The organism is Pseudomonadales bacterium, assembly GCA_024234165.1.
In the GTDB taxonomy this organism is placed as follows: domain Bacteria; phylum Pseudomonadota; class Gammaproteobacteria; order Pseudomonadales; family UBA5518; genus UBA5518.
The window spans coordinates 757,036-778,285 of the sequence record JACKOP010000001.1 but is presented as its reverse complement, the minus strand read 5'-3'; the positions used below and the strand labels follow the sequence as shown (position 1 = coordinate 778,285).

The window sequence follows — 21,250 nt, the reverse complement described above, 5'->3', positions numbered from 1 at the left end:
GTCCACGGAGACGAAGCAGTGCAAGAGGCAGCAGAGTTTGCAGCAAGGTATGGTCGGTGGGCGCTGATCGCAGGCGGCTCCGAAGGCATTGGCCGCAGTTTTGCGCTGCAGCTTGCAGCCCGTGGCCTGCACCTGATTCTCGTGGCGCGGCGGGCAGAGCCTCTGCAGGCGACGGCACAGGAAATCCGTGAACGCTTCGACGTGCAGGTCAGCGTTCATTCGGAAGATCTGACGGCACCGGACCTTGGGCCGCGTATCGAGAAGGTCGTCGCCGAGCGGGAAGTGGGCATGCTGGTCTACAACGCAGGTGCTGTTCACGGCGCCGGGCTGCTGCTCGATCGCGCGCTCGAGGATGCGCTCACTCTCGTGCGGCTGAACTGTGTCGGGCCGCTGACACTGATACATTCGCTGGGCGCGCGGATGCGGGAGCGCCGCAGAGGCGGCATTATCCTGATGTCTTCGATGTCGGCTCTCGGAGGCGTCGGTCATACGGCTGCGTATGCGGCTACCAAGGCTTTCGAGCGGGTGCTGGCTGAAGGCTTGTGGTGGGAATTCGGTACGTTTGGAGTCGATGTTCTCGGGCTGTTGGCCGGTGCTACGGCGACGCCCTCGATGGCTCGCTCCAATGTCAAGTTCACGGGGGCGCGTTCGGTAGCTGACGACATTGCCGGAGAGAAGCCGGGAGTCGTGCCGATGGATCCGGATGACGTGGCGCGCGAAGCACTCGAGCATCTTGGAGCGGAGCCAATCTGGATTCCCGGAGAAAGGAACCGCGCGATTGCCGAACACATGGCGCAAGCGCCGCGGATCCAGACCATCCGGAGGATGAGCGAGACGAGCGCCATGCTCTACGGCCTGCCTGTGGCGCCTCATTTCCGGGATTGACTCGAACCCAGCTCATTCAAGGTCGTCGCCCATGTTTCGCGTCTGGCTGTCAATCAACATGACGTCTTCGCTTGCGGCCGTCGGGGTCGAGGCCCGGCGGGCTGAAATGCTGGGTGGCGACGTTGTCATGCTCGCCGACGTTGCATTCGACGCATTTCTTGGTGCGCAGGCCGCCATCCAGACAACGAGGCGCGTGGAAGTTGCCATCAGCGGGCTCGTTGCTTTCGCACGCAGCCCGATGGTGACGGCGGTTGCCTCGTGGAACCTGGCGGCACTCTCCGGCGGTCGTTTCCGTCTCGGTCTGAGTGCACTCGTGCCGTCGATGCTCACCGGCAAGTACAGCGTTCCCTGGGAGCCGCCGGCACCGAGGATGCGCGAATACATCGGCGCATTGCGGGCGATCTACGCTTCATGGCAGACGGATGTGCCATTGCATTACGACGGAAAATACTATCGCCTCAACCGACAGAACGCGTGGACGCGCCCTGCGCCCATCGAACATCCCGACATACCGATCCATCTCGGTGCCATCGGTCCGCGAATGAGCTTCGTGGCAGGCGAGTGCGCACGCGGTTTGCTGACGCATCCGACCAATGCCGCAAGGCGCTATGTGAGCGAGGTGGTTCTGCCCCGCGTGACAGAGGGTGCCGAGAAGGGAGGGCGATCGATCGAGCAGTTTGAACTGGTCGTGACCCCGTTCTGCGCGACAGGCAAGACGGTTGCCGAGGTTGCGGCGCACAGGGAAAAAAAATCGGGAACTGCTCGGCACTCTCCTGTCGACGCCCCAATACTGGCCGACGCTCGAGCTCCACGGATGGCGTTCGACCGGGGAGCGGTTGCGCGAATTGTGGCGCGAAGGACGGGCAGACCTGATGCCGGCACAGCTCACGGAGGAGATGCTCGACACGCTCATGGTGACGGCTCCCCATGATCAGCTTGCCAGGGCCCTGAGAGAACGCTTCGAGGGATTGGCGCACGGAATCTGCCTGCGACTGCCGGCTGATGTGACACAGGACGCGGCGCTTGCCCGTGTGATCCGCGAATTGCAGGAGTAGCGGTCGATGCTGGAACTGGCGGCAATCGAGCTGGACCGGCGCAGGCTTCGCGAGCGGTGGCAGTCCCTGGGTTATCACGGCAATCGCTCGATTCCGCAGCGGTTGCTTGAAGGTGTACGCGAGTACCCCGAGGTGGAGTCGATCTATTACGCAGAGAAGAAGCTTCGACGCACCACGAATCGCGAACTCTACGAACACAGTCTGCGCATCGCTTCGGCGCTTGAAAAACTCGGTGTTGGCCGTGGCGATGTCGTGGCCGTGCAGTTGCCGACCTGGTACGAAACGACGGTGCTCTATCTTGCGCTCATGCAGCTGGGCGCGATCGTGTTGCCGATCGTCAGCATCTACGGTCAGACCGAAGTCGAGTTCATCCTGCGCCAGTCGCGTGCGAAGTTGTATTTCAGTCCTGCGAAGTGGCGCAAGATCGATTATCTTCGGCGTCATGCCGCATTGCGCACGCTCCCGGACCTGCAGGGTATCGTCATCGTTGGTGCCGACGCGCCTGCAGGTGCACCGACGTGGGAGAGTCTCGAGGCGGCGAGTACGAGTGGATTCCAGCCCGTCGAGAGCGATCCGGATGCCGTGAGTCTTCTGATGTACACGTCCGGTACCACGTCGGCTCCCAAAGGAGTGCAGCATACGCACAACAGCCTGCTGCGAGAGTGGGGCCGCCCGACCTATCGCAACCGTGGGCTATACCTGAACAGTCTGCCGGCAGGGCATTACACGGGTTTCGGGCACCTCTTCCGCCCATCGATCTATGGCATTCCGGCAGTTTTCCTTGATCAGTGGGATGCACAGTTCGCCGCAGAACTCGTGCAGCGGCACAGGATCAAGGCGAGCGGTGGTACACCGATTTTCCTCTTTTCGCTGCTCGAGATGGCCAGCAAGCACGGCTTTGATATTTCTTCGCTTCGGACCTTCGGGCTCGGTGGCCAGGGCATGACGCCTGAGCTCGTGCAGCTGGCGGACAGTCACGGTTTCCCCGGTGCGCGTGTCTACGGCTCGACCGAGCACCCGACGGTCACCAGCTATGACCCGGAACTGCCGTTTCAACAGCGCGCGTACACCGACGGCAGGCTTGACGAAGGCAACGAGGTTCGCATCGTCGATGAGGAGGGGCGTGACGTGCCGCTCGGGCACGAGGGAGAAATTCTCAGTCGAGGACCGGAGATGTTTGTGGGTTATCTCGATGCCGAGCTCGATAGAGACAGCTTTGTCGCCGGTGGATGGCTGAAGTCCGGCGATATCGGACGACTCGATGCAGAGGGATTCCTGACGATCGTCGACCGCAAGAAGGACATCATCATCCGTGGGGGTGAAAACATTTCTTCCGTTGAAGTCGAGGAAACGCTGGCCCGGCACCCGGCCGTACGCGCGGCGGCGGCCATTGCGGTACCCGACCGGATGTATGGTGAGAAGGTCTGTGTCTGCGTCGAGCTGCATCCGGAGCAGTCGCTGACCATGGACGACGTTCGCCGGCATTTCGACCAGGCCGGGCTGGCCAGGCAGAAAACGCCCGAGCGACTCGAGATCGTTCCCGAGTTGCCGCGTAACGCCACCGGCAAGGTCAAAAAATTCGAACTGCGCGCGAAGCTGCGCGAGAAAGTAAAAAGCGAACAAGGCGAGTAGCCGGGATCCGGGTCATCGTGCGGCGGTACATGACGGCATTTCGCCGGCGGTTGAAGTCAAGGCACAGACAATGGTGATCGACGATGTCCAGGCGAACACGAGGCAATGACGGGACATCGGTCGTCGCTCCGTCCGATCCGATCTTTTATGGCTGGATTCTGGTGGCTGTCGGCTTCGTGCTCCAGGGCATCGCAACCGGCACGACGCAGTATCTGATCGGCGTCTTCACCCTGCCTCTGGCCAGCGAATTCAACGCGTCACGAGCCGCAGTGCTCCTGCATACACAAACGATGTTGTCTGGTGCTGGCGCTCTGATGGGGCCGGTGATCGGCATCCTGATGCTGCGATATTCGCTTCGTGGAATGTTGCTTGTTGCGGTCGCAGCGATGGCAGGCGGTTTCATCGTCATCGCGCATGCAACCCAGCTTTGGCATATTGCCGTGGGGTACGCAGGCTTCCTGCCGATAAGCGTAAGCACGATCACCTTGGGAACCACCAGTCTGGTGACCAATTGGTTCAGCAATGCCCGTGGTCGCGCACTGGGTTTGATGACCGCCGGAACTTCGGCCTTTGGTTTTGCCTTGCCACCGCTCGTGGCGTTCTGGATCGGCGAATATGGGTGGCGGACGAGTTGCCTGATTCTGGCAGGCTTGGCCCTGGCTACCCTGCCGCTGATTGTGTGGACGATCGTTGACAAGCCTGAACAACGTGGCTTGCAGCCGGATGGGCATGCTTCGAGGTCCGGTGAGACGAACCTGGAGTCGTTGAATCCTGATGCTGACTGGACGCTGGGTGCAGTGCTCAAGTCACTGCGTTTCTGGGTCATCTCCCTGGCGATCAGTCTGTGCATCGGTGTGGCAGTCATCATCATTACCAGCATCATTCCTTTCGCCATCGACGCGGGCAACAGCCCGGCCAAGGCTGCCTACCTGGCGTCGGTGATCGCCTTGTTCGCCTTCCTGGGCAAGATCGCGTTTGGAACCCTTGCTGATCACGTCGGGCAGCGCTTGCTTGTCTGGTTGCCTGCAGCGCTGCTGGGCTTGGCCTGTTTTCTGATCAGCCTGCAGCCCGGGTACACCGTGCTATGCATTGCCAGCATGATGGTGGGGTCAAGCCTCGGTGCGTTGACACCCGGATGGGGAATGCTCGTCTCACTGGGTTTTGGGCGGCGGGCCTTCAGCATGGCGATGGGTGCAACGCTCCCTGTACTGGCGCTTGTCATCGCCGTAGGCGTGCCAATGGCCGGCCTGATTCATGACATGACCGGTGGGTACCAGGACCTGTGGTGGCTGCTCATCATCCTGCTTGCAGCGGCCGCCGGGGCCGGCAGTTTTCTGCCCAGGGATCGCTAGACAACGGTGTTGGTGATGTGTCGCTTGCAATGTCAAAAGAACGGTCGATGTGCCTTGCTGTAGTCTGCTTTGCAGGTGGCGGGAGTATTTGCCCGCATGCTGGCCCGCATCGTATGGCACTCACCTTCCGGGTTTGGCAAAAAGCTTCCTGACCACACCGATCAGCCAGGCCAGGAAGCCAGCGCCGCCCCATTCGTACCAGCGCCAGCACTGCTCCAGCGTTTCTCCGGTATCGAGATCGTGGACGATGAGCTTTCCCGTCGTGCCGTGTGGCGCTATAGGCAGGATCTCGGTCTGGAACTGTCCTTCACCGGCGAGGCTTTTCCGGTAGGCCAGTTGTTCGATCTGTGCTTCGAGCCGGTGCCCGGGCAATGAGCGCACGTCGAAACGGCAGGAGGTCCAGTTTGGCGAAATCCGGACGTCGATCCACTCGATGCGCAGGTTCTTTTCGCCGTTTCGCCCCTCGCTGACCACCGCCGGCTCGATCTCGGCGCGGATTGCCTGCTCGGGGTCCACCGCTGACTGCGACGGTTGCATCGGCTGGCGCTGGCGCGCCGGCGGTAGCTGAGATGGATCACGAGTCGATTTACGGTCCTGTTGGGCGGGCGGTGGAGTCTTGCCCTGGGCGGGTGGTGGCGTGTTCATGATGGTGATCCTGCGGCCGGCGCCGGGTCGAAATCGGTCCGGGTCAACATGACTTGCTCCGGAGTGCCTGCGCGGATGGCCCGGCGCACGGCCAGTTGCGAGGCGTTCTTGACGATGTTGCCGATCTCCCGCCCGCTCAGGCCATCGTGGCGACGGGCCAGCATGGCCGCGACCTCGTCCACGTCGAAATCGGTACGCTGCTTGCCAAGGAAGAGACGGAACAAGCGCGTGCGCTGTGGCTCGTCGGGCCGGGGAATCTCGATCCTGTCACCGAAGCGCGACAGAACGGCGGGGTCGATGGCATCGGGGATATTGGTCGCCGCCAGCAGGAACACGTGGCGGTCGGTGGTGCGCACGCCGTCCAGCTCCTGCAGGAACTGATTGACGATCTCGTTGGTGAACTGGTCTGCATTCGAGCCGCCACGAACCGGCGCCACCGCCTCGATCTCGTCGACGAACAGGATGCAGGGTGCGCGCCCGCGCGCGCGTTCGAACAGCTCCTTCACCTTCTGTCCGGACTGGCCGAGGAATGATCAGATCGTCAAACTGGTGCAGCGTTCGCAACGGCAGACCCGAAAACGACTGGGGCAACGATCACTGCTCCGGAACGCAAGGCACGCAGCGGACACCTCATGGCTCGGCTACGCAATCATGCTGGCCGTTGCCCCGGATTTATTCAACCCAAGGCACCAATCGGCGCAAGGGCACAGTCGCAGCTGTGCTGTGAGGGAGTGGTTGCGGCGGCGAGAGTCACAGGCTGAAACGTCAAAGGGGCCAGCTTGCGCTGACCCCTTGATATTCCACTTCAAGAGTGGCTCCGCCTGTTGGGCTCGAACCAACGACCCGCTGATTAACAGTCAGCTGCTCTACCTGCTGAGCTAAGGCGGAAGGAAACGGTGCTCGTAGAGGCCGCGTATGGTAATGAGCGGGTAGGGCAAGGTCAATACGAACGCGGACATGCGAACGCGGACGACACGGACGGGTGACTCGACCGTGCATCTTGTCGTGCAGCGCGTCGGTCCACGCACCCATGCGGCGCGTAGAATGAGCCGATTTCCAGGGCTGCGGGCAGAGCTTTCTCCTGTGCTGGCTTCAGGTTCGTGTCGATGAAACGTTTCGCTGTCCGTTCTTCGTTTGCACCCGCTGGCGACCAGCCGCAGGCGATCCATGAACTCGTCGAGGGAATCGACGCCGGGCTCCTGTCGCAGGTGCTGCTTGGTGTCACGGGTTCGGGCAAGACATTCACGATCGCGCACGTGATCGAACACATCCAGCGCCCGACCATCGTGCTTGCGCCGAACAAGACGCTGGCGGCACAGCTCTACGGCGAGTTCCGCGACTTCTTTCCGGACAATGCGGTCGAGTACTTCGTGTCGTACTACGACTACTACCAGCCGGAGGCCTACGTACCGTCGTCCGATACCTTCATCGAGAAGGATGCTTCGGTGAATGCGCACATCGAGCAGATGCGGCTGTCGGCAACCAAGGCGTTGCTCGAGCGCGAGGATACGATCGTCGTCGCGACCGTGTCTGCGATCTATGGCCTGGGCGATCCGCAGTCGTACCTGAAGATGGTCGTGCACCTCGACCGCGGCGACACGGTCGACCGGCGTGGGCTGTTGCTGCGTCTGGCCGAGTTGCAGTATCAGCGCAACGACGTCGATTTCCAGCGTGGTACGTATCGCGTGCGCGGTGATGTGATCGACGTGTTTCCGGCCGAGTCGGAGCAGGAAGCGCTGCGCATCGAGTTGTTCGACGAGCAGATCGAACAGATCTCGGTATTCGATCCGCTGACCGGTGCGGTGCAGCGCAACGTGCCGCGCGTGACGATCTATCCGAAGTCGCACTACGTGACGCCGCGCGAGACGTTGCTCGGTGCGGTGGAGAAAATCGAGGCCGAGCTCGACGAGCGCCTCACCGAGCTGCGCGCGGCCGACAAGCTCGTCGAGGCGCAGCGTCTGGAGCAGCGTACGCGCTACGACATGGAGATGGTCCGCGAGCTCGGCTATTGCACCGGCATCGAGAACTATTCGCGGCATCTGTCCGGGCGCGGCCCCGGCGAACCTCCACCGACGTTGTTCGACTATATCCCGGCGAACGCACTGGTCGTGGTCGACGAATCACACGTGACGATTCCGCAACTCGGCGGCATGTTCCGCGGCGACCGTTCACGCAAGGAGACGCTGGTCGAATACGGCTTTCGCCTGCCGTCTGCGCTCGACAACCGTCCGCTGCGTTTCGAGGAGTGGGAGCAGCGTGTGCCGCAGCTCATTTTCGTTTCCGCCACGCCCGGTCCCTACGAGATGGAGCATGCCGGACGCGTGGTCGAGCAGGTGGTGCGTCCCACCGGGCTTGTGGATCCGCAGGTGATCGTGCGGCCGGCCTTGTCGCAGGTGGACGACCTGCTGTCGGAGATCCGCGAGCGCTCGGCGCGCGACGAGCGCGTGCTGGTCACGGTGCTCACCAAACGCATGGCGGAGGATCTCACCGAATACCTCGATGAGCACGGCGTGCGGGTGCGCTACCTGCACTCGGACATCGAGACCGTGGAGCGTGTCGAGATCATCCGTGATCTGCGCCTCGGCGTGTTCGACGTGCTGGTGGGTATCAACCTGTTGCGCGAGGGGCTCGACATGCCCGAGGTGGCGTTGGTCGCGATCCTCGACGCCGACAAGGAAGGCTTCCTGCGCTCGGAGCGCTCGCTGATCCAGACCATCGGGCGAGCGGCGCGCAACCTGAACGGCACCGCGATTCTCTACGCCGATGCCGTGACCGGATCGATGCGCCGAGCGCTCGACGAGACCGAGCGTCGGCGCGCAAGACAGACGAGTCACAACGCCGAGCATGGCATCGTGCCGGTGGGCGTGAAGAAGGAGGTTGCCGATATCCTCGAGGGTGCCTATGGCGCGTCGCAGCGCACGCGTGGGCGTTTGCGTGATGCCGCAGAGCCGAGGCCCGACTACCGCCACGCCGAAGACATGCGGCCCGCCGACGCGCAGCGCGAGATTGCGCGTCTCGAGGAGCAGATGTACCGGCACGCGAAGAATCTGGAGTTCGAGGAAGCGGCCCGTGTGCGCGACCGGCTGCTGGCGCTGAAGGAGCGCCTGTTCGTGACGCCATGATGCACCCTGTTCGGGCGTGTCGGGCAGGGATCGATCGAGGTTGCAGCACGAAACCGAGCCAGTATAATGCGCGCCTGCTCGCAGGCCCGTAGCTCAGTTGGTTAGAGCGCTACCTTGACATGGTAGAGGTCGCTGGTTCGACCCCAGTCGGGCCTACCACTTCCGGCTCCCGGAAGTGTCCGCTGCAGCGGACCGGATGCAGATTGCGCCAGCACAATACGTTTCGGTGGATCAAGAGGCCTCTCGTCAGGGTCACCACCGCCAGGGGAAGTCCGCATGTCCGTCACCGTCACGCTGCCCGACGGCAGCCAGCGCCATTACGATTCCGCGGTGACTGTCGCGCAGGTGGCGGCCAGCATCGGTGCCGGTCTGGCGAAGGCGGCGTTGGCGGCGCGCGTCGATGGCCGGCTCGTCGACACGTCGCACACGATCGAAGACGATGTGTCGCTCGCCATCGTCACCGATCGATCCGAAGACGCGCTCGAGGTCATTCGCCACTCCACGGCCCACCTGCTCGCGCAGGCCGTCAAGCAGCTTTTTCCTTCGGCGCAGGTCACCATCGGGCCGGTGATCGACGACGGCTTCTACTACGATTTTGCGTTCGAACGCGCGTTCACGCCGGACGACCTGGCTGCGATCGAGAAACGCATGGAGGAACTCGCGGTCGCCGACATACCGGTGGAGCGCAGCGTGATGCCGCGAGACGAGGCAGTCGCGTTCTTCCGCGGACTCGGCGAGGACTACAAGGCCGAGATCATCGCGTCGATTCCGTCGAACGAGGACATTTCGCTGTACCGGCAGGGCGACTTCGTCGACCTGTGCCGGGGCCCGCACGTGCCGAGCACGGGCAAGCTGAAGGCCTTCAGGCTGACCAAGCTGGCAGGTGCATACTGGCGCGGCGATTCGCGCAACGAGATGCTGCAGCGTATCTACGGCACGGCGTGGACCGATCGCAAGGCACTGGACGCGTACCTGCATCGCATCGAGGAAGCCGAGCGACGCGATCATCGGCGCATCGGCAAGAAACTGCGCCTGTTCCACACCCAGGAAGAAGCGCCGGGAATGGTGTTCTGGCATCCGCGCGGGTGGGCGGTGTACCAGGCGGTGGAGCAGTACATGCGCGCGAAGCTCGCGCTGCGCGGTTACCAGGAAATCCGCACGCCGCAGGTCGTCGATTTCAGTCTGTGGCAGCGTTCGGGCCACGCCGACAAGTTCGCGGAAAACATGTTCGCGCTGAAAAGCGAAGACCGTGATTTTGCTGTGAAACCGATGAACTGCCCCTGCCACGTACAGGTGTTCAACCAGGGTTTGAAGAGTTACCGCGACCTGCCGTTGCGACTCGCCGAGTTCGGATCGTGCCACCGCAACGAGCCGTCGGGTTCGCTGCACGGGCTGATGCGTGTGCGCGGCTTCACGCAGGATGATGCGCATATCTTCTGTACCGAAGCGCAGGTCCAGTCCGAGGTTGCACAGTTCATCGATCTGCTGCACGAGGTCTACGCCGACTTCGGCTTCGCGGACGTGATCTACAGGCTGTCGACACGTCCGGAGAATCGCGTCGGCAGCGACGAGGTCTGGGACAAGGCCGAGCAGGCGCTCGCCGATGCGCTGAATGCGAAGGGGCTTGACTGGGAACTGTTGCCGGGCGAGGGCGCGTTCTACGGCCCGAAGATCGAGTTCTCGCTGCGCGATTGCATCGGTCGCGTGTGGCAGTGCGGCACGATCCAGGTGGATTTTTCGATGCCGGGGCGCCTCGACGCCGAGTACGTCGCCGAGGATGGCAGCCGACAGACGCCGGTGATGCTGCACCGCGCTGTACTCGGTTCCTTCGAGCGTTTCATCGGAATTCTGATCGAACATCACGAGGGAGCGTTCCCGGCGTGGCTCGCACCGGTACAGGCTGTGGTGATGAATATTACCGATGCGCAGCGTGAATACGCCATCGGAGTCGAAGAAGCCTTGAAAAACAAGGGCTTCAGGGTGATAAGCGACTTGAGGAATGAGAAGATAGGCTTTAAGATCCGCGAGCATACGCTCGACAAGCTTCCGCTCCTGCTGGTAGTCGGGGATCGTGAAGCGGAATCAGCAACGGTGGCCGTGCGGACTCGACGCGGCGAGGATCTGGGTGCGATGACTCTGGACGAGTTCGCTGCCCACCTCGGTGCGGAGATAGACCGTCGCGGCCGGTTTTTCATGGAAGGTTGATAAACACTTGAAATCCGATACTAAACGGCTTGCCGTAAATGGGGAGATTCGTGCCCGCCAGGTGCGACTGATCGATCAGGAAGGCAAGCAGCTGGGGATCGTCTCTATCGACGAAGCACTGCGGAATGCGGAACAGGCCGGCTTGGATCTGGTGGAAATCGCACCAGACGCCGAACCGGTGGTCTGCAAGGTCATGGACTTCGGAAAGTACATTTTCGAGGCCAAGAAGCAGAAGAGCGCGGCGAAGAAGAAGCAGAAGATCATCCAGGTAAAGGAAGTGAAATTCCGACCAGGGACGGAGGAGGGGGATTACCAGGTCAAACTGCGCAACCTGGTACGTTTCCTGGAGCATGGAGACAAGACCAAGGTGACGTTGCGCTTCCGGGGTCGCGAGATGGCCCACCAGGAGATCGGGATGGAGCTGATAAAGCGCATCGAATCCGATCTCGAGCCGCATGCGGTGGTGGAACAGCACGCGAAGATGGAAGGCCGTCAGCTCACCATGGTTCTCGCTCCCAAGAAGAAGAAGTGAGTTCGCTCACTTCCACAGCGTTGCAGTCACATGAAATGCGGAGTCAGGAAGAATGCCCAAGGTAAAGGTACATAGCGGGGCGTCGAAGCGCTTCAAGAAAACCGGCGACGGTTACAAGCGCAAACACGCAAACAAGAGTCATATCCTCACGAAGATGACGACCAAGCGCAAGCGTCAGTTGCGTGGCACCGAGGCGTTCAGCCCTTCGGACCAGCCCAAGGTCGAGCGCATGTTGCGCGACAAATGACGTCACCAACGCGTATTTGGAGGATATAGATCATGCCCCGTATCAAGCGTGGCGTCGTCGCACGACGCCGACACAAGAAGATCCTGGATCGCGCGAAGGGTTACTACGGTGCCCGCAGCCGCGTGTTCCGTGTTGCCAAGCAGGCGGTGATCAAGGCAGGCCAGTACGCCTACCGTGACCGTCGCCAGCGCAAGCGCCAGTTCCGCGCCCTGTGGATCACGCGCATCAACGCTGCTTCGCGTGCGAACGGTCTTACGTACAGCCGCCTGATCGACGGTTTGCGCAAGGCCGGAATCGGACTCGACCGGCGTGTGCTGGCCGACCTCGCCGTGCACGACAAGTCCGCGTTCACGTCGATCGTCGAGAAGGCGAGGGTCGCTCTCGCGTAAGCCCGGGTGGGGGTGCCACACGCGTGGTGCAACCGCTCATCGTCGATGATGGCTGGGACAAGATAGGGAAAGGGCGGCAGTTCTTTCCCTATTTTTTTGCGCTGCGTATGGCCTGCACGCTCAGGGATCCGGATACAGGAATTGCGCTATGGATGAATTGACACGCGCCGTTGGCGGCGCGCTCACCGCAATCGCGGGGGCGGCTTCGCTGGTCGAACTCGAAGAACTTCGCGTGCGCCATCTCGGCAAGAAGGGCGAACTGACACGGCATCTGAAGCAGCTTGCTCAACTCGAGCCCGAGGCGCGGCGTGCACGCGGCGCCGAGATCAACGCGCTGAAGGAGCGGCTCGAGCAGGGGCTGGGTGCGCGGCGTGCGCAACTCGAGCGCGACGAGCTCGAACTGCGGCTGCGGAGCGAGCGCGTCGACGTGACGCTGCCGGGCAGGCGGCGCCCGGCAGGTGGCTGTCATCCGGTCACACGTACGATCGAGCGCATGGAGGACTTGTTCGTGGCGGTCGGTTTCGAGGTCGTCGAAGGCCCGGAGATCGAGGATGACTGGCACAACTTCGAAGCACTGAATATCCCGCCGGAACATCCGGCGCGCGCGATGCACGATACCTTCTACATCGATCCGACGACCGTGTTGCGCACCCACACCTCACCGGTACAGGTTCGCGTGATGCAGTCCACGCAGCCGCCGATTCGTGTGATCTGCCCTGGGCGCGTCTATCGCTGCGATTCCGACCTGACGCACTCGCCGATGTTCCACCAGGTCGAAGGGCTGGTGATCGCCGAGGGTACCGGGATGCCGGATCTCAAGGGTATCGTGATCGACTTCCTGCGCGCCTTCTTCGAGCAGGAGCTTGCAGTGCGTTTCCGGCCTTCGTACTTCCCGTTCACCGAACCGTCAGCCGAGGTGGACATGCAGTGCGTGATCTGCGGCGGCGGTGGCTGTCGGGTGTGCAAGGGTACCGGCTGGTTGGAGATCATGGGTTGCGGCATGGTGCATCCGCGTGTGCTCGAGCTGTCCGGAATCGACGCGGAACGCTTCACGGGCTATGCATTCGGAATGGGGGTGGAACGCCTGGCGATGCTGCGCTATGGCGTCAACGACTTGCGGTTGTTTTATGAAAATGACTTGAGATTCTTGAGGCAATTTCATTAATGAAAACAATGAAATTCAATTGATTATTGAAGTGAATTCGTCGACATGAATCGTTACGGGTGGTCGTGATGAAGTTCAGTGAAACGTGGTTGCGCGAGTGGGTCGACCCGGCGTTGTCGACCGAGCAGCTCGCGGCACAGCTCACCATGGCCGGGCTGGAGGTGGATGCGGTGACGCCTGCGGGTGCGGCGCTCACGGGCGTGGTGGTGGCCGAGGTGCTGGATGTGGTGGCGCATCCCGACGCAGAGCGACTCAGCGTGTGCCGGGTCAGCGACGGCGTGGCCGAGTACCAGGTGGTGTGCGGTGCGTCCAATGTGCGCCCGGGCCTGCGGGTGCCGTTCGCACGCGAAGGGGCCGCGTTGCCGGGGCTCACGATCCGGTGTGCGAAGCTGCGGGGAGTGGAGTCCAGCGGCATGCTGTGCGCCGCCGCTGAGCTCGGCATCGAGAGTCGCGGCGACGGACTGCTGGAGCTGCCGCCCGATGCACCGCTCGGTGACGATATCGTCGCTTATCTACGGCTGGCAGATCGGGTGATCGAACTCGGACTGACGCCGAACCGTGGCGATTGCCTGGGCATCGCCGGGCTCGCGCGCGAGGTTGCGGCGCTGAACGCGATGGCAATCACACCGCCGGATCTGCAGCCGGTGCCGACAACGATCACCGACACGGTCGACGTCACGTTGGCAGCGCCGGCAGCCTGTCCGCGCTACGCCGGGCGGGTGATCCACGGCGTGGATGTCGCGAGGCCCTCGCCGCTGTGGCTGCAGGAGCGACTGCGCCGCTCCGGCGTGCGCAGTATCGACGCGGTAGTCGATGTGACCAACTACGTGTTGCTGGAGCTTGGCCAGCCGTTGCACGCCTTCGACCGCAATACCCTGGCTGGGCACGTGAGCGTGCGACTGGCCCAACCCGGCGAACGGCTGGTGCTGCTGGACGGCAGCGAGCGGGAGCTGCGTGCGGACATGCTGGTGATCGCCGACGAGCAGGGTGCGATCGCACTGGCCGGGATCATGGGCGGCGAGCGCACCGCAGTGGGTGCCGCAACGAGTGATATCTTCCTCGAATCGGCTTTCTTCGCGCCGGCTGCGCTTGCCGGGCGAGCGCGTTCCCTCGGGATGCACACCGATGCCTCGCACCGTTTCGAGCGCGGCGTCGATTTCGATCTGCAGGTGCGTGCAATCGAGCGGGCGACGCGGCTGTTGCTCGACATCGTCGGTGGCGAACCAGGCCCGATCGTGCTGGCAGAGTCGAGCGAGCATCTGCCTGCACTCGAGCCGATCCGGCTTCGCCCGCAGCGACTCGACACGCTGCTAGGCATCACGCTCGCGTCTTCGGAGGTCGAGGCGATCCTTGGTCGGCTCGGATTCAGCACCACGCGCGACGGCGCGCACTGGCTGGTTCGCCCGAACAGTTACCGCTTCGATATCCGCATCGAGGTCGATCTCATCGAAGAGATCGCGCGGGTACACGGCTATGACCGCATTCCGGCACGGGTGCAGAACGCGGCTGTCCCGCTGCGTGCACGGCCCGAGGCCGAGCACTCGCGGCGCGCATGGCGGCGTCGCCTGGAAGCGCTCGGCTACCAGGAGGCAATCACCTACAGTTTCGTCGATGCGCGCACCCAATCGCTGCTCGACCCCGACTGCACCCCGGTCGCCGTTGCCAATCCGATCTCGGCCGATATGGCAGTGATGCGCAGCACGCTGTGGGCGGGGCTGATCAAGGCGGTGCAGTTCAACCAGAATCGCCAGCAGCGCAGTGTGCGCCTGTTCGAGTCGGGCTTGCGTTTCCTGCCCGGTGCCGAAGGTCTCGAGCAGAGGCTCGGAATCGCCGGCATTGCCTGTGGCGAGCGTGCACCGGAGAACTGGACCGACGCGGGCGTGGCGCTCGATTTTTTCGACATCAAGGGCGACATCGAAGCGCTGCTCGGGATCGATTCGACTGCGGACCGGTTCGTGTTCGAGGCAGCAACGCATCCGGCGCTGCATCCGGGGCAGTCGGTACGGCTCGAGCGTGACGGCAAGGAACTGGGCTGGCTGGGCGCCCTGCATCCGGAGTTGCTGAAAGCGTTCGATCTGCAGGGGCCGGTGTTCGTGTTCGAGTTCGATCATGCCCGAACATGCAAGAAAAATTTGCCAAATTTCAAAGCACTATCTAAATTTCCTGAGGTTCGGCGTGATATGGCGCTGGTGTTGGACGACGAGGTGACGGCTGCACGTATACTGGAGACGGTGCGCGAAGTCGCCGGAGAGTTGCTCGTCAACCTCAGGTTGTTTGACGTGTATCGCGGGCAACATATTGAAAATGGTAAGAAAAGTGTGGCGGTTGGGGTGGTGCTTCAGCACCGCGAACGGACGCTGACCGATGAGGAAGTCAACACCACGATGGACCGCATGCGCACGGCGCTCGCCGCCCGCTGCGGTGCCATTCTGAGGTAGTGAAGCGATGCGCAGAGCGCTGACCAAGGCGGACCTGGCTGAAAAGCTGTTCGAGGATCTCGGGCTGAACAAGCGCGAGGCCAAGGAGATCGTCGAGGCGTTCTTCGAGGAAATTCGCCAGGCGCTGGAAGCCAACGAGCAGGTGAAGCTCTCGGGCTTCGGGAACTTCGACCTGCGCGACAAGCGCCAGCGTCCGGGGCGCAACCCGAAGACCGGCGAGGAGATCCCGATTTCGGCGCGTCGTGTGGTGACGTTCCGGCCGGGACAGAAATTGAAAGTCAGGGTGGAAGCGTATGCTGGAAGCGAGTAACAACAACGAACTGCCGCCGATTCCCGGCAAGCGGTATTTCACGATCGGCGAGGTGAGCGAGCTCTGTGCCGTGAAGCCGCACGTGCTGCGCTATTGGGAGCAGGAGTTCCCGCAGCTCAAACCCGCCAAGCGGCGCGGCAACCGCCGTTACTACCAGCGCCAGGACGTGATCCTGATCCGCCAGATCCGCAGTCTGCTCTACGATCAAGGCTTCACGATCGGCGGTGCACGCCAGCGCATGGAAGGCGAGTCCGGCAAGGAGGACTCGCACTACCGCCAGTTGATCCGGCAGATGATCGCCGAACTCGAGGACGTGCTGGGCGCGCTGCGCCACTGATCCGGTCGCGTATGGCTTGCCGCTGGTGATGATGGTACTGATGGGTGGTACTGATGGCGTGCACAGCGCAGGCCGGTTCGGGTATCATGCGCGGCCTGTCGCGAGCCGGTCAGACCGGAGCCGGCAAACAGATATCGGAGCGTAGCGCAGCCTGGTAGCGCACCACTCTGGGGGGGTGGTGGTCGTGGGTTCGAATCCCGCCGCTCCGACCAATCAATGCATCGCATCGATGTCGCAAGCGCTCTCAGTCCCCTGTGCGCTTGCGACCGGTGAACATCGCACGTACCAGGTTTTCACGATGCCGCAGGCTGCTGAATGCGACGCCGGCAACGTGAAGGCCGACCAGCAGGAGCGTGCCGTCGGCAAAGGTTTCGTGCACGTCCATCGCTTCACTGCCCCAGAACGTATCGGTGGTGAGCAGCCAGCCGGTAGCTCCCGTACAGATCAGCATCAGTAGCAGTGTCACGATCATCATGGCGCCGGCCGGATTGTGACCCAGGTGGCGCGCCTCACGACACGCCACCAGGTCCTTGAGGTAACCGATCGCATTTTGCGGTGTTGGTACGAAGCTGGAAAAGCGCGCGTACCGCGTGTTCGATTGTGGCTGGTTGGTGCATTCGCCCTTGCAGGTGGAAGCAAGAGCACGCACGGCAGCGGCGTTGATGTTGGCACCTGCATCGACGGGCGTGGAGTGGCGTGAGTATGCTCTTCCCCGTCAATGCTCGAGAGACCTGAAGTCGGGATCGTCGAAATACGCCGCGTAGTTGTTCAAGGCTTCGACTACCCGGATCGCGCCGCTGCGTGCCTCGCCGGAATCTGCCGTGCTGGACATCAGTTGGGCGCCCGCCATGAGTTCCGCCACGATGAGATGGAGTTGTGCATCGGCTGCGGGCGGCAGCTTGCACTGTGCAATGATCGTGGCCACGGCTTCCTCGATCGTCCTCGCCAGCATGCGGTAACTTTCTGCAGGCAGCCGGTCTTCATGAATGGCGTGCAGGTTTGCGGCAACGGATGGGCGTATTTCAGCCATCGATCTGCGCAGCGGTGCGTCGGTTTGCCATTTCGTTCCGGCATTCAGCTGCAGCGTGACGCTCTGTCCGACGTGATGATGGTCGTGATCGGTGCCGACAGCGAAGGCCGGGTTGATCAACAATGCTGCAAGCGCTGCGAACCCTAGGGTGGGACGTTTCATGTCGCATGCTCCTCGTGTGGAAAATGCTTCGCGGTGATTCAGTGAAATGGTCGTCCTCTATGCCGAGGGGTTGGACGGTTTGGGGTTGGACGTAGGCCGGCATTCATGCCGACAGGTCGGACGTAGGTCGGCATTCATGCCGACGGGTTGAACGTAGGCCGGCATTCATACCGACACGGATGTCGGGTTGAAACCCGACCTGCGGTTTGCGGTTGGACGTAGGTCGGCATTCATGCCGACACGGATGTCGGTCAGCATTGCCGGCCTCCTCGTGGGTGACGACGATCAGTGTCAACGTCTGACGCCGCCGATAGAAAAGAATCTTATCGTTGATCGATCGCGATTGTCTGGCCGGTTCGGGTGCCATCGCTTTCAGTCGGTATCGCGAAACTGGCGTGCGTGCAGGGCCGCGTAGTGTCCGCCGGCAGCGAGCAGTTGGGTGTGGGTGCCGCGTTCGACGATGCAGCCCTTGTCCATCACCAGGATCAGGTCAGACTTTTCGATGGTCGACAGGCGATGGGCGATCACCAGCGTGGTGCGGCCGGAGGTGGCGTGGTCGAGCGCGGCCTGGATGTGGCGTTCGGACTCGGTGTCGAGGGCGGAAGTGGCTTCGTCGAGGATCAGGATCGGGGCGTCCTTCAGCAGGGCACGGGCGATGGCCAGTCGCTGGCGCTGACCGCCGGACAGGGTGACGCCGTCTTCACCGATCGGGGTGTCGAAGCCCTGCGGCAGACGGTCGATGAATTCGCGCGCATAGGCGGCTTCGGCGGCCGCCTCGATGGTGGCACGCGATGCGCCGGCCAGCGTACCGTAGGCGATGTTGTTCGCCACCGTGTCGTTGAACAGCGTCACCTGCTGGGTGACGAGCGCGATGTGCCGGCGAAGGTTGCGCAGCCGGAAGTCGCGTACATCCACGCCATCAAGGAGGATCCGGCCCTGCTCGAAATCGTAGAAACGCGGGATCAGGCTTGCCAGCGTGGATTTGCCGCTCCCCGATCGTCCGACCAGTGCGACCATCTGGCCGGGTGCGATGTCGAGCTTGATGTCGTGCAGCACCGTTTGCGTGGTGCCGGGGTAGTTGAAGTCCAGTCCACCGATCTCGATGCGGCCCTCGAGCCGGGCGCGCTCCACCCGGCCGTGGTCGGGTTCCGGTGTTTCATCGAGCTGCTCGAAGATGCTTTCGGCGCCGGCAACGCCGCGCTGGATGGTGGAGCTCACTTCCGAGAGCTGGCGGATCGGCTTCGGCAGCATGGCGGCGGCGGTGATGTACGCCACCAGATCGCCGGCACTGGCGTCGCCGCGCAGCGCGAGCACCAGAAACAGCACGCCCGCCATGGCGCTGTAGGTCACCACCTGCAGCGTGGGGGTGAACGTGGCGTTGGTCTTGATCATGCGCAACTGCTTTGCGGTGTTGTCCGCACTGGCGCGCAGGAAACGCTGCGATTCGTAGTCTTCTCCGCCGAAGCTGCGCACCACCCGGTAGGCCTGGATGGTTTCCGAAGCGACGTGGGTCAGATCGCCCATCGCCGCCTGGATGCGCGTGGCCTGCTTGCGGAACTTGCGGCTCGCCTGGGTCACCAGCACGCCGATGATCGGCAGTACCGCGACCATCACCAGCGTCAGCTTCCAGTTCATCCACAGCAGGTAGACCAGCAGGAAGCTCACCGTCAGCCCCTCGCGCACGATGACCTTGATCGCATCGGTGGCGGCACCGGTGACCATTGTGACGTTGTACGTGATGCGCGAAATCAGGTGCCCGGAGTTGTGCTGGTCGAAATAGCGGTTGGGCAGTGCCAGCAGGCTGTCGAACAGTTTCACGCGCAGGTCATGGATCAACCCCAGCGAAACGCGGGCAAGGAAATAGTTGCCCAGATAGGAGCCGAGTCCCTGCCACAACGCGATGAGGACGATCGCGAGTGGTACCGCCTTCATCAGCGATAGTCCGTCGAGCACGCTCCAGCCGACGTCGAGCGCCGCCGAAGGGTCGCCAAGACCGTCGACGAAATACTTCATCACGGAGGCCAGCATCGGTTGCGATGAGGCGAAGATCACGAAGCCCAGGATGCTGACGGCGAAGGTGCCGACATAGGGCCGCACGTTCTGCAGCAGGCGCAGGTAGATTCGGGTGCTCGAGGTGGCCGGAGCGGCGGAATCTGCCATGGGTGTGCCGGTTCGATGAAATTGTTCCGGATGGTAGCACGCAGCCCCGCGAGGCTTCGGCAGGTCTGGTGCGCGCTGATCGCTTTTGCAGCCGGGGGCAGCTAGATTGTCGCCCATCACCAGTGCCTGGAGCAGAGTCCCATGGGGCAGTCGAAGGAGATCAAGCCGTACAGCGCCGGTCAGGAACGGTTCGGCTCGTGGTTCATCCGTCAGGTCGGTTCATTGCAGGTGCGGGTCTACGAACTCAGCGGCGGACGGCTGTGGAACACGTTTCTTGGCGGGCAGGTCGCGGTGCTGACGACCACCGGGAACACGTCCGGCAGGGAGCGCAAGGTGCCGTTGCTGTACATCGAGGACGGCGAGCGCGTGGTGATGGCTGCATCCAAGGGGGGCATGAGCACTGTCCCGCTGTGGTTTCGCAACATCGAGGCCAACCCGCGGGTGCGTATCCAGGTAGGCAACCGCGTGCGTGAGATGCGCGCGCGCATCGCCGACGAGCTTGAGGAGCGTGCGTATTGGCCACGCCTGGAGGCGATGTATCCGGGCTTCGCCGAATACCGGGCGCGCTGTGACGGTGTACGGCATATTCCGGTTGTGGTCTTCGAACCGGTTGCCTGAGTGACGTTGACGGGGATCGCGTATGACCATCACTCCCGGTTTCACTGGCGCGACGCTGGATCGCGCCGATCGCCTGCGCAACGACGAATGCGGCCTTGCCGCTGCCCGCGCGGATCCCCGTGCGCGGCTGCTTGCACTGGATGGGCTCGAACCGCTGATCGAGCCGAACGGGCGCCTTGGCTGGACATCGCTTGCCGCCGCAGGATCGGAAAACGACCTCGTGCTGCTTGGTCTCGATGACGGGGTACCGTGCTTTGCCGAGCTGCAACTCGACAGGGCGGCGGCGGTCGATCGTTCGATGGGCGTGATGCAGCGCCTGGCGCAACTGCCTGCAGCCGACGCCGCGCTGTACGCAGGCGCACGCAGCGTCGTCGACTGGCACTACCGGCACCGGTTCTGCGCCAATTGCGGTGCGCCGACCGTGCTGTTCCGGGCGGGCTGGGGCAGGCGCTGCAAGCATTGCCACTCCGAGCATTTCCCGCGTGTGGATCCGGTCGTGATCATGCTCGCCGAGTACGGAGACCGCGTGCTGCTCGGGCGTCAGCCGGTTTTCCCGCCACGCTTCTACTCGGCGCTGGCCGGTTTCGTCGAACCGGGCGAATCGCTGGAGGAGGCGGTGCGTCGCGAATTGTTCGAGGAGGTTGGTCTGCAAGCCGACGCCGTGCGCTACGTGCTGAGCCAGCCGTGGCCGTTCCCCTCGTCGCTGATGATCGGTTGCATCGCCGAGGTCACGAGCGACGTCGTCGTGCTGGATATCGGTGAACTGGATGGCGCGATCTGGGTCGACCGCGGCGGCGTCGAGGCCGCGCTGGCAGCGGCTGCGGATGCAACGTTCGTGGCGCCGCCACCGGTTGCATTGGCATTCTCTTTGCTAAAAACATGGCTCATGCGAGTCTGAGCGCCAGATGGCTGCAGGTATCGGGTGACGGCGACTGGTTTTTCCATGTGAATATGTGGCAAATTGTC

21 protein-coding genes and 3 tRNA genes are annotated in these 21,250 nt (G+C 62.8%); 18 read left to right on the top strand and 6 right to left on the bottom strand.

From position 1 onward, the window contains the following. Nucleotides 1–18: 18 nt before the first annotated feature. The 4 genes from H7A12_03190 to H7A12_03175 all read left to right on the top strand — a co-directional run bounded on the left by H7A12_03190 (nt 19) and on the right by H7A12_03175 (nt 4,924). Nucleotides 19–885, top strand: a complete 867-nt coding sequence (locus H7A12_03190; GenBank protein MCP5319823.1) for an SDR family NAD(P)-dependent oxidoreductase — start codon at nt 19–21, stop codon at nt 883–885. 31 nt (nt 886–916) lie between these two features. Next, a complete protein-coding gene (locus tag H7A12_03185; GenBank protein ID MCP5319822.1) occupies nt 917–1,816 on the top strand; it encodes an LLM class flavin-dependent oxidoreductase in 900 nt (299 codons plus the stop codon). Nucleotides 1,817–1,946: 130 nt separating this feature from the next. Then, complete coding sequence (locus H7A12_03180) at nt 1,947–3,572, top strand: AMP-binding protein (protein ID MCP5319821.1); 1,626 nt, start codon at nt 1,947–1,949, stop codon at nt 3,570–3,572. An 83-nt stretch (nt 3,573–3,655) separates the two neighbouring features. Next, the gene (locus H7A12_03175; protein ID MCP5319820.1) at nt 3,656–4,924 is read left to right on the top strand and encodes an MFS transporter; all 1,269 of its coding nucleotides are present in this window, start codon (nt 3,656–3,658) and stop codon (nt 4,922–4,924) included. Between the two features lie 120 nt (nt 4,925–5,044). Here H7A12_03175 and H7A12_03170 read toward each other — a convergent pair whose 3' ends face one another. The 3 genes from H7A12_03170 to H7A12_03160 form a co-directional block, all read right to left on the bottom strand. Further along, nucleotides 5,045–5,569, bottom strand: coding sequence for a hypothetical protein (locus tag H7A12_03170; protein MCP5319819.1), 525 nt, complete (start codon nt 5,567–5,569; stop codon nt 5,045–5,047). Continuing rightward, nucleotides 5,566–6,075: an ATP-binding protein gene (locus H7A12_03165; protein MCP5319818.1), complete on the bottom strand. Its 510-nt coding sequence runs from the start codon at nt 6,073–6,075 to the stop codon at nt 5,566–5,568. Before H7A12_03165 ends, H7A12_03170 begins: the two co-directional genes overlap by 4 nt. Before the next feature lie 306 nt (nt 6,076–6,381). Next, nucleotides 6,382–6,457 (bottom strand) — tRNA-Asn (locus H7A12_03160). A 218-nt stretch (nt 6,458–6,675) separates the two neighbouring features. Between H7A12_03160 and uvrB the strand changes: the two genes are divergently transcribed. The 12 genes from uvrB (at nt 6,676) to H7A12_03100 (ending at nt 16,526) form a co-directional block, all read left to right on the top strand. Beyond that, complete coding sequence (gene uvrB / locus H7A12_03155) at nt 6,676–8,691, top strand: excinuclease ABC subunit UvrB (GenBank protein ID MCP5319817.1); 2,016 nt, start codon at nt 6,676–6,678, stop codon at nt 8,689–8,691. An 82-nt stretch (nt 8,692–8,773) separates the two neighbouring features. Beyond that, nucleotides 8,774–8,850, top strand: a tRNA-Val gene (locus tag H7A12_03150). Between the two features lie 117 nt (nt 8,851–8,967). After that, entirely contained in the window at nt 8,968–10,896 is a 1,929-nt protein-coding gene (thrS, locus tag H7A12_03145) for a threonine--tRNA ligase (protein MCP5319816.1), read from the top strand. A gap of 7 nt (nt 10,897–10,903) precedes the next feature. Continuing rightward, nucleotides 10,904–11,428: a translation initiation factor IF-3 gene (gene infC, locus H7A12_03140; GenBank protein MCP5319815.1), complete on the top strand. Its 525-nt coding sequence runs from the start codon at nt 10,904–10,906 to the stop codon at nt 11,426–11,428. A gap of 52 nt (nt 11,429–11,480) precedes the next feature. Beyond that, a complete protein-coding gene (gene rpmI / locus H7A12_03135; GenBank protein ID MCP5319814.1) occupies nt 11,481–11,675 on the top strand; it encodes a 50S ribosomal protein L35 in 195 nt (64 codons plus the stop codon). 32 nt (nt 11,676–11,707) lie between these two features. After that, nucleotides 11,708–12,064 carry a 50S ribosomal protein L20 gene (gene rplT, locus H7A12_03130; GenBank protein MCP5319813.1) on the top strand — a complete coding sequence of 119 codons (357 nt, stop codon included), beginning with the start codon at nt 11,708–11,710 and terminating at the stop codon, nt 12,062–12,064. A 23-nt stretch (nt 12,065–12,087) separates the two neighbouring features. Next, entirely contained in the window at nt 12,088–12,225 is a 138-nt protein-coding gene (locus H7A12_03125; protein ID MCP5319812.1) for a hypothetical protein, read from the top strand. After that, nucleotides 12,213–13,229: a phenylalanine--tRNA ligase subunit alpha gene (gene pheS / locus H7A12_03120; GenBank protein ID MCP5319811.1), complete on the top strand. Its 1,017-nt coding sequence runs from the start codon at nt 12,213–12,215 to the stop codon at nt 13,227–13,229. The genes H7A12_03125 and pheS overlap by 13 nt, the downstream gene beginning before the upstream one ends. Nucleotides 13,230–13,297: 68 nt before the next feature. Next, complete coding sequence (gene pheT / locus H7A12_03115; protein ID MCP5319810.1) at nt 13,298–15,667, top strand: phenylalanine--tRNA ligase subunit beta; 2,370 nt, start codon at nt 13,298–13,300, stop codon at nt 15,665–15,667. A 7-nt stretch (nt 15,668–15,674) separates the two neighbouring features. Then, on the top strand, nt 15,675–15,977 hold the full coding sequence (gene ihfA / locus H7A12_03110; GenBank protein MCP5319809.1) for an integration host factor subunit alpha: 303 nt from the start codon (nt 15,675–15,677) through the stop codon (nt 15,975–15,977). After that, on the top strand, nt 15,961–16,314 hold the full coding sequence (locus H7A12_03105; protein ID MCP5319808.1) for a MerR family transcriptional regulator: 354 nt from the start codon (nt 15,961–15,963) through the stop codon (nt 16,312–16,314). Before ihfA ends, H7A12_03105 begins: the two co-directional genes overlap by 17 nt. Before the next feature lie 135 nt (nt 16,315–16,449). Next, nucleotides 16,450–16,526, top strand: a tRNA-Pro gene (locus tag H7A12_03100). Between the two features lie 32 nt (nt 16,527–16,558). Here H7A12_03100 and H7A12_03095 read toward each other — a convergent pair. The 3 genes from H7A12_03095 to msbA form a co-directional block, all read right to left on the bottom strand. Continuing rightward, on the bottom strand, nt 16,559–16,963 hold the full coding sequence (locus tag H7A12_03095) for a cytochrome b/b6 domain-containing protein (protein MCP5319807.1): 405 nt from the start codon (nt 16,961–16,963) through the stop codon (nt 16,559–16,561). A 66-nt stretch (nt 16,964–17,029) separates the two neighbouring features. Continuing rightward, a complete protein-coding gene (locus H7A12_03090) occupies nt 17,030–17,506 on the bottom strand; it encodes a hypothetical protein (protein ID MCP5319806.1) in 477 nt (158 codons plus the stop codon). Nucleotides 17,507–17,878: 372 nt separating this feature from the next. Further along, nucleotides 17,879–19,666, bottom strand: a complete 1,788-nt coding sequence (msbA, locus tag H7A12_03085; GenBank protein MCP5319805.1) for a lipid A export permease/ATP-binding protein MsbA — start codon at nt 19,664–19,666, stop codon at nt 17,879–17,881. A gap of 141 nt (nt 19,667–19,807) precedes the next feature. Here msbA and H7A12_03080 point away from each other — a divergent pair, with 141 nt between their 5' ends. Then, nucleotides 19,808–20,284, top strand: a complete 477-nt coding sequence (locus H7A12_03080; GenBank protein ID MCP5319804.1) for a nitroreductase family deazaflavin-dependent oxidoreductase — start codon at nt 19,808–19,810, stop codon at nt 20,282–20,284. Nucleotides 20,285–20,306: 22 nt separating this feature from the next. Next, complete coding sequence (gene nudC / locus H7A12_03075) at nt 20,307–21,182, top strand: NAD(+) diphosphatase (protein ID MCP5319803.1); 876 nt, start codon at nt 20,307–20,309, stop codon at nt 21,180–21,182. Nucleotides 21,183–21,250 lie beyond the last annotated feature (68 nt).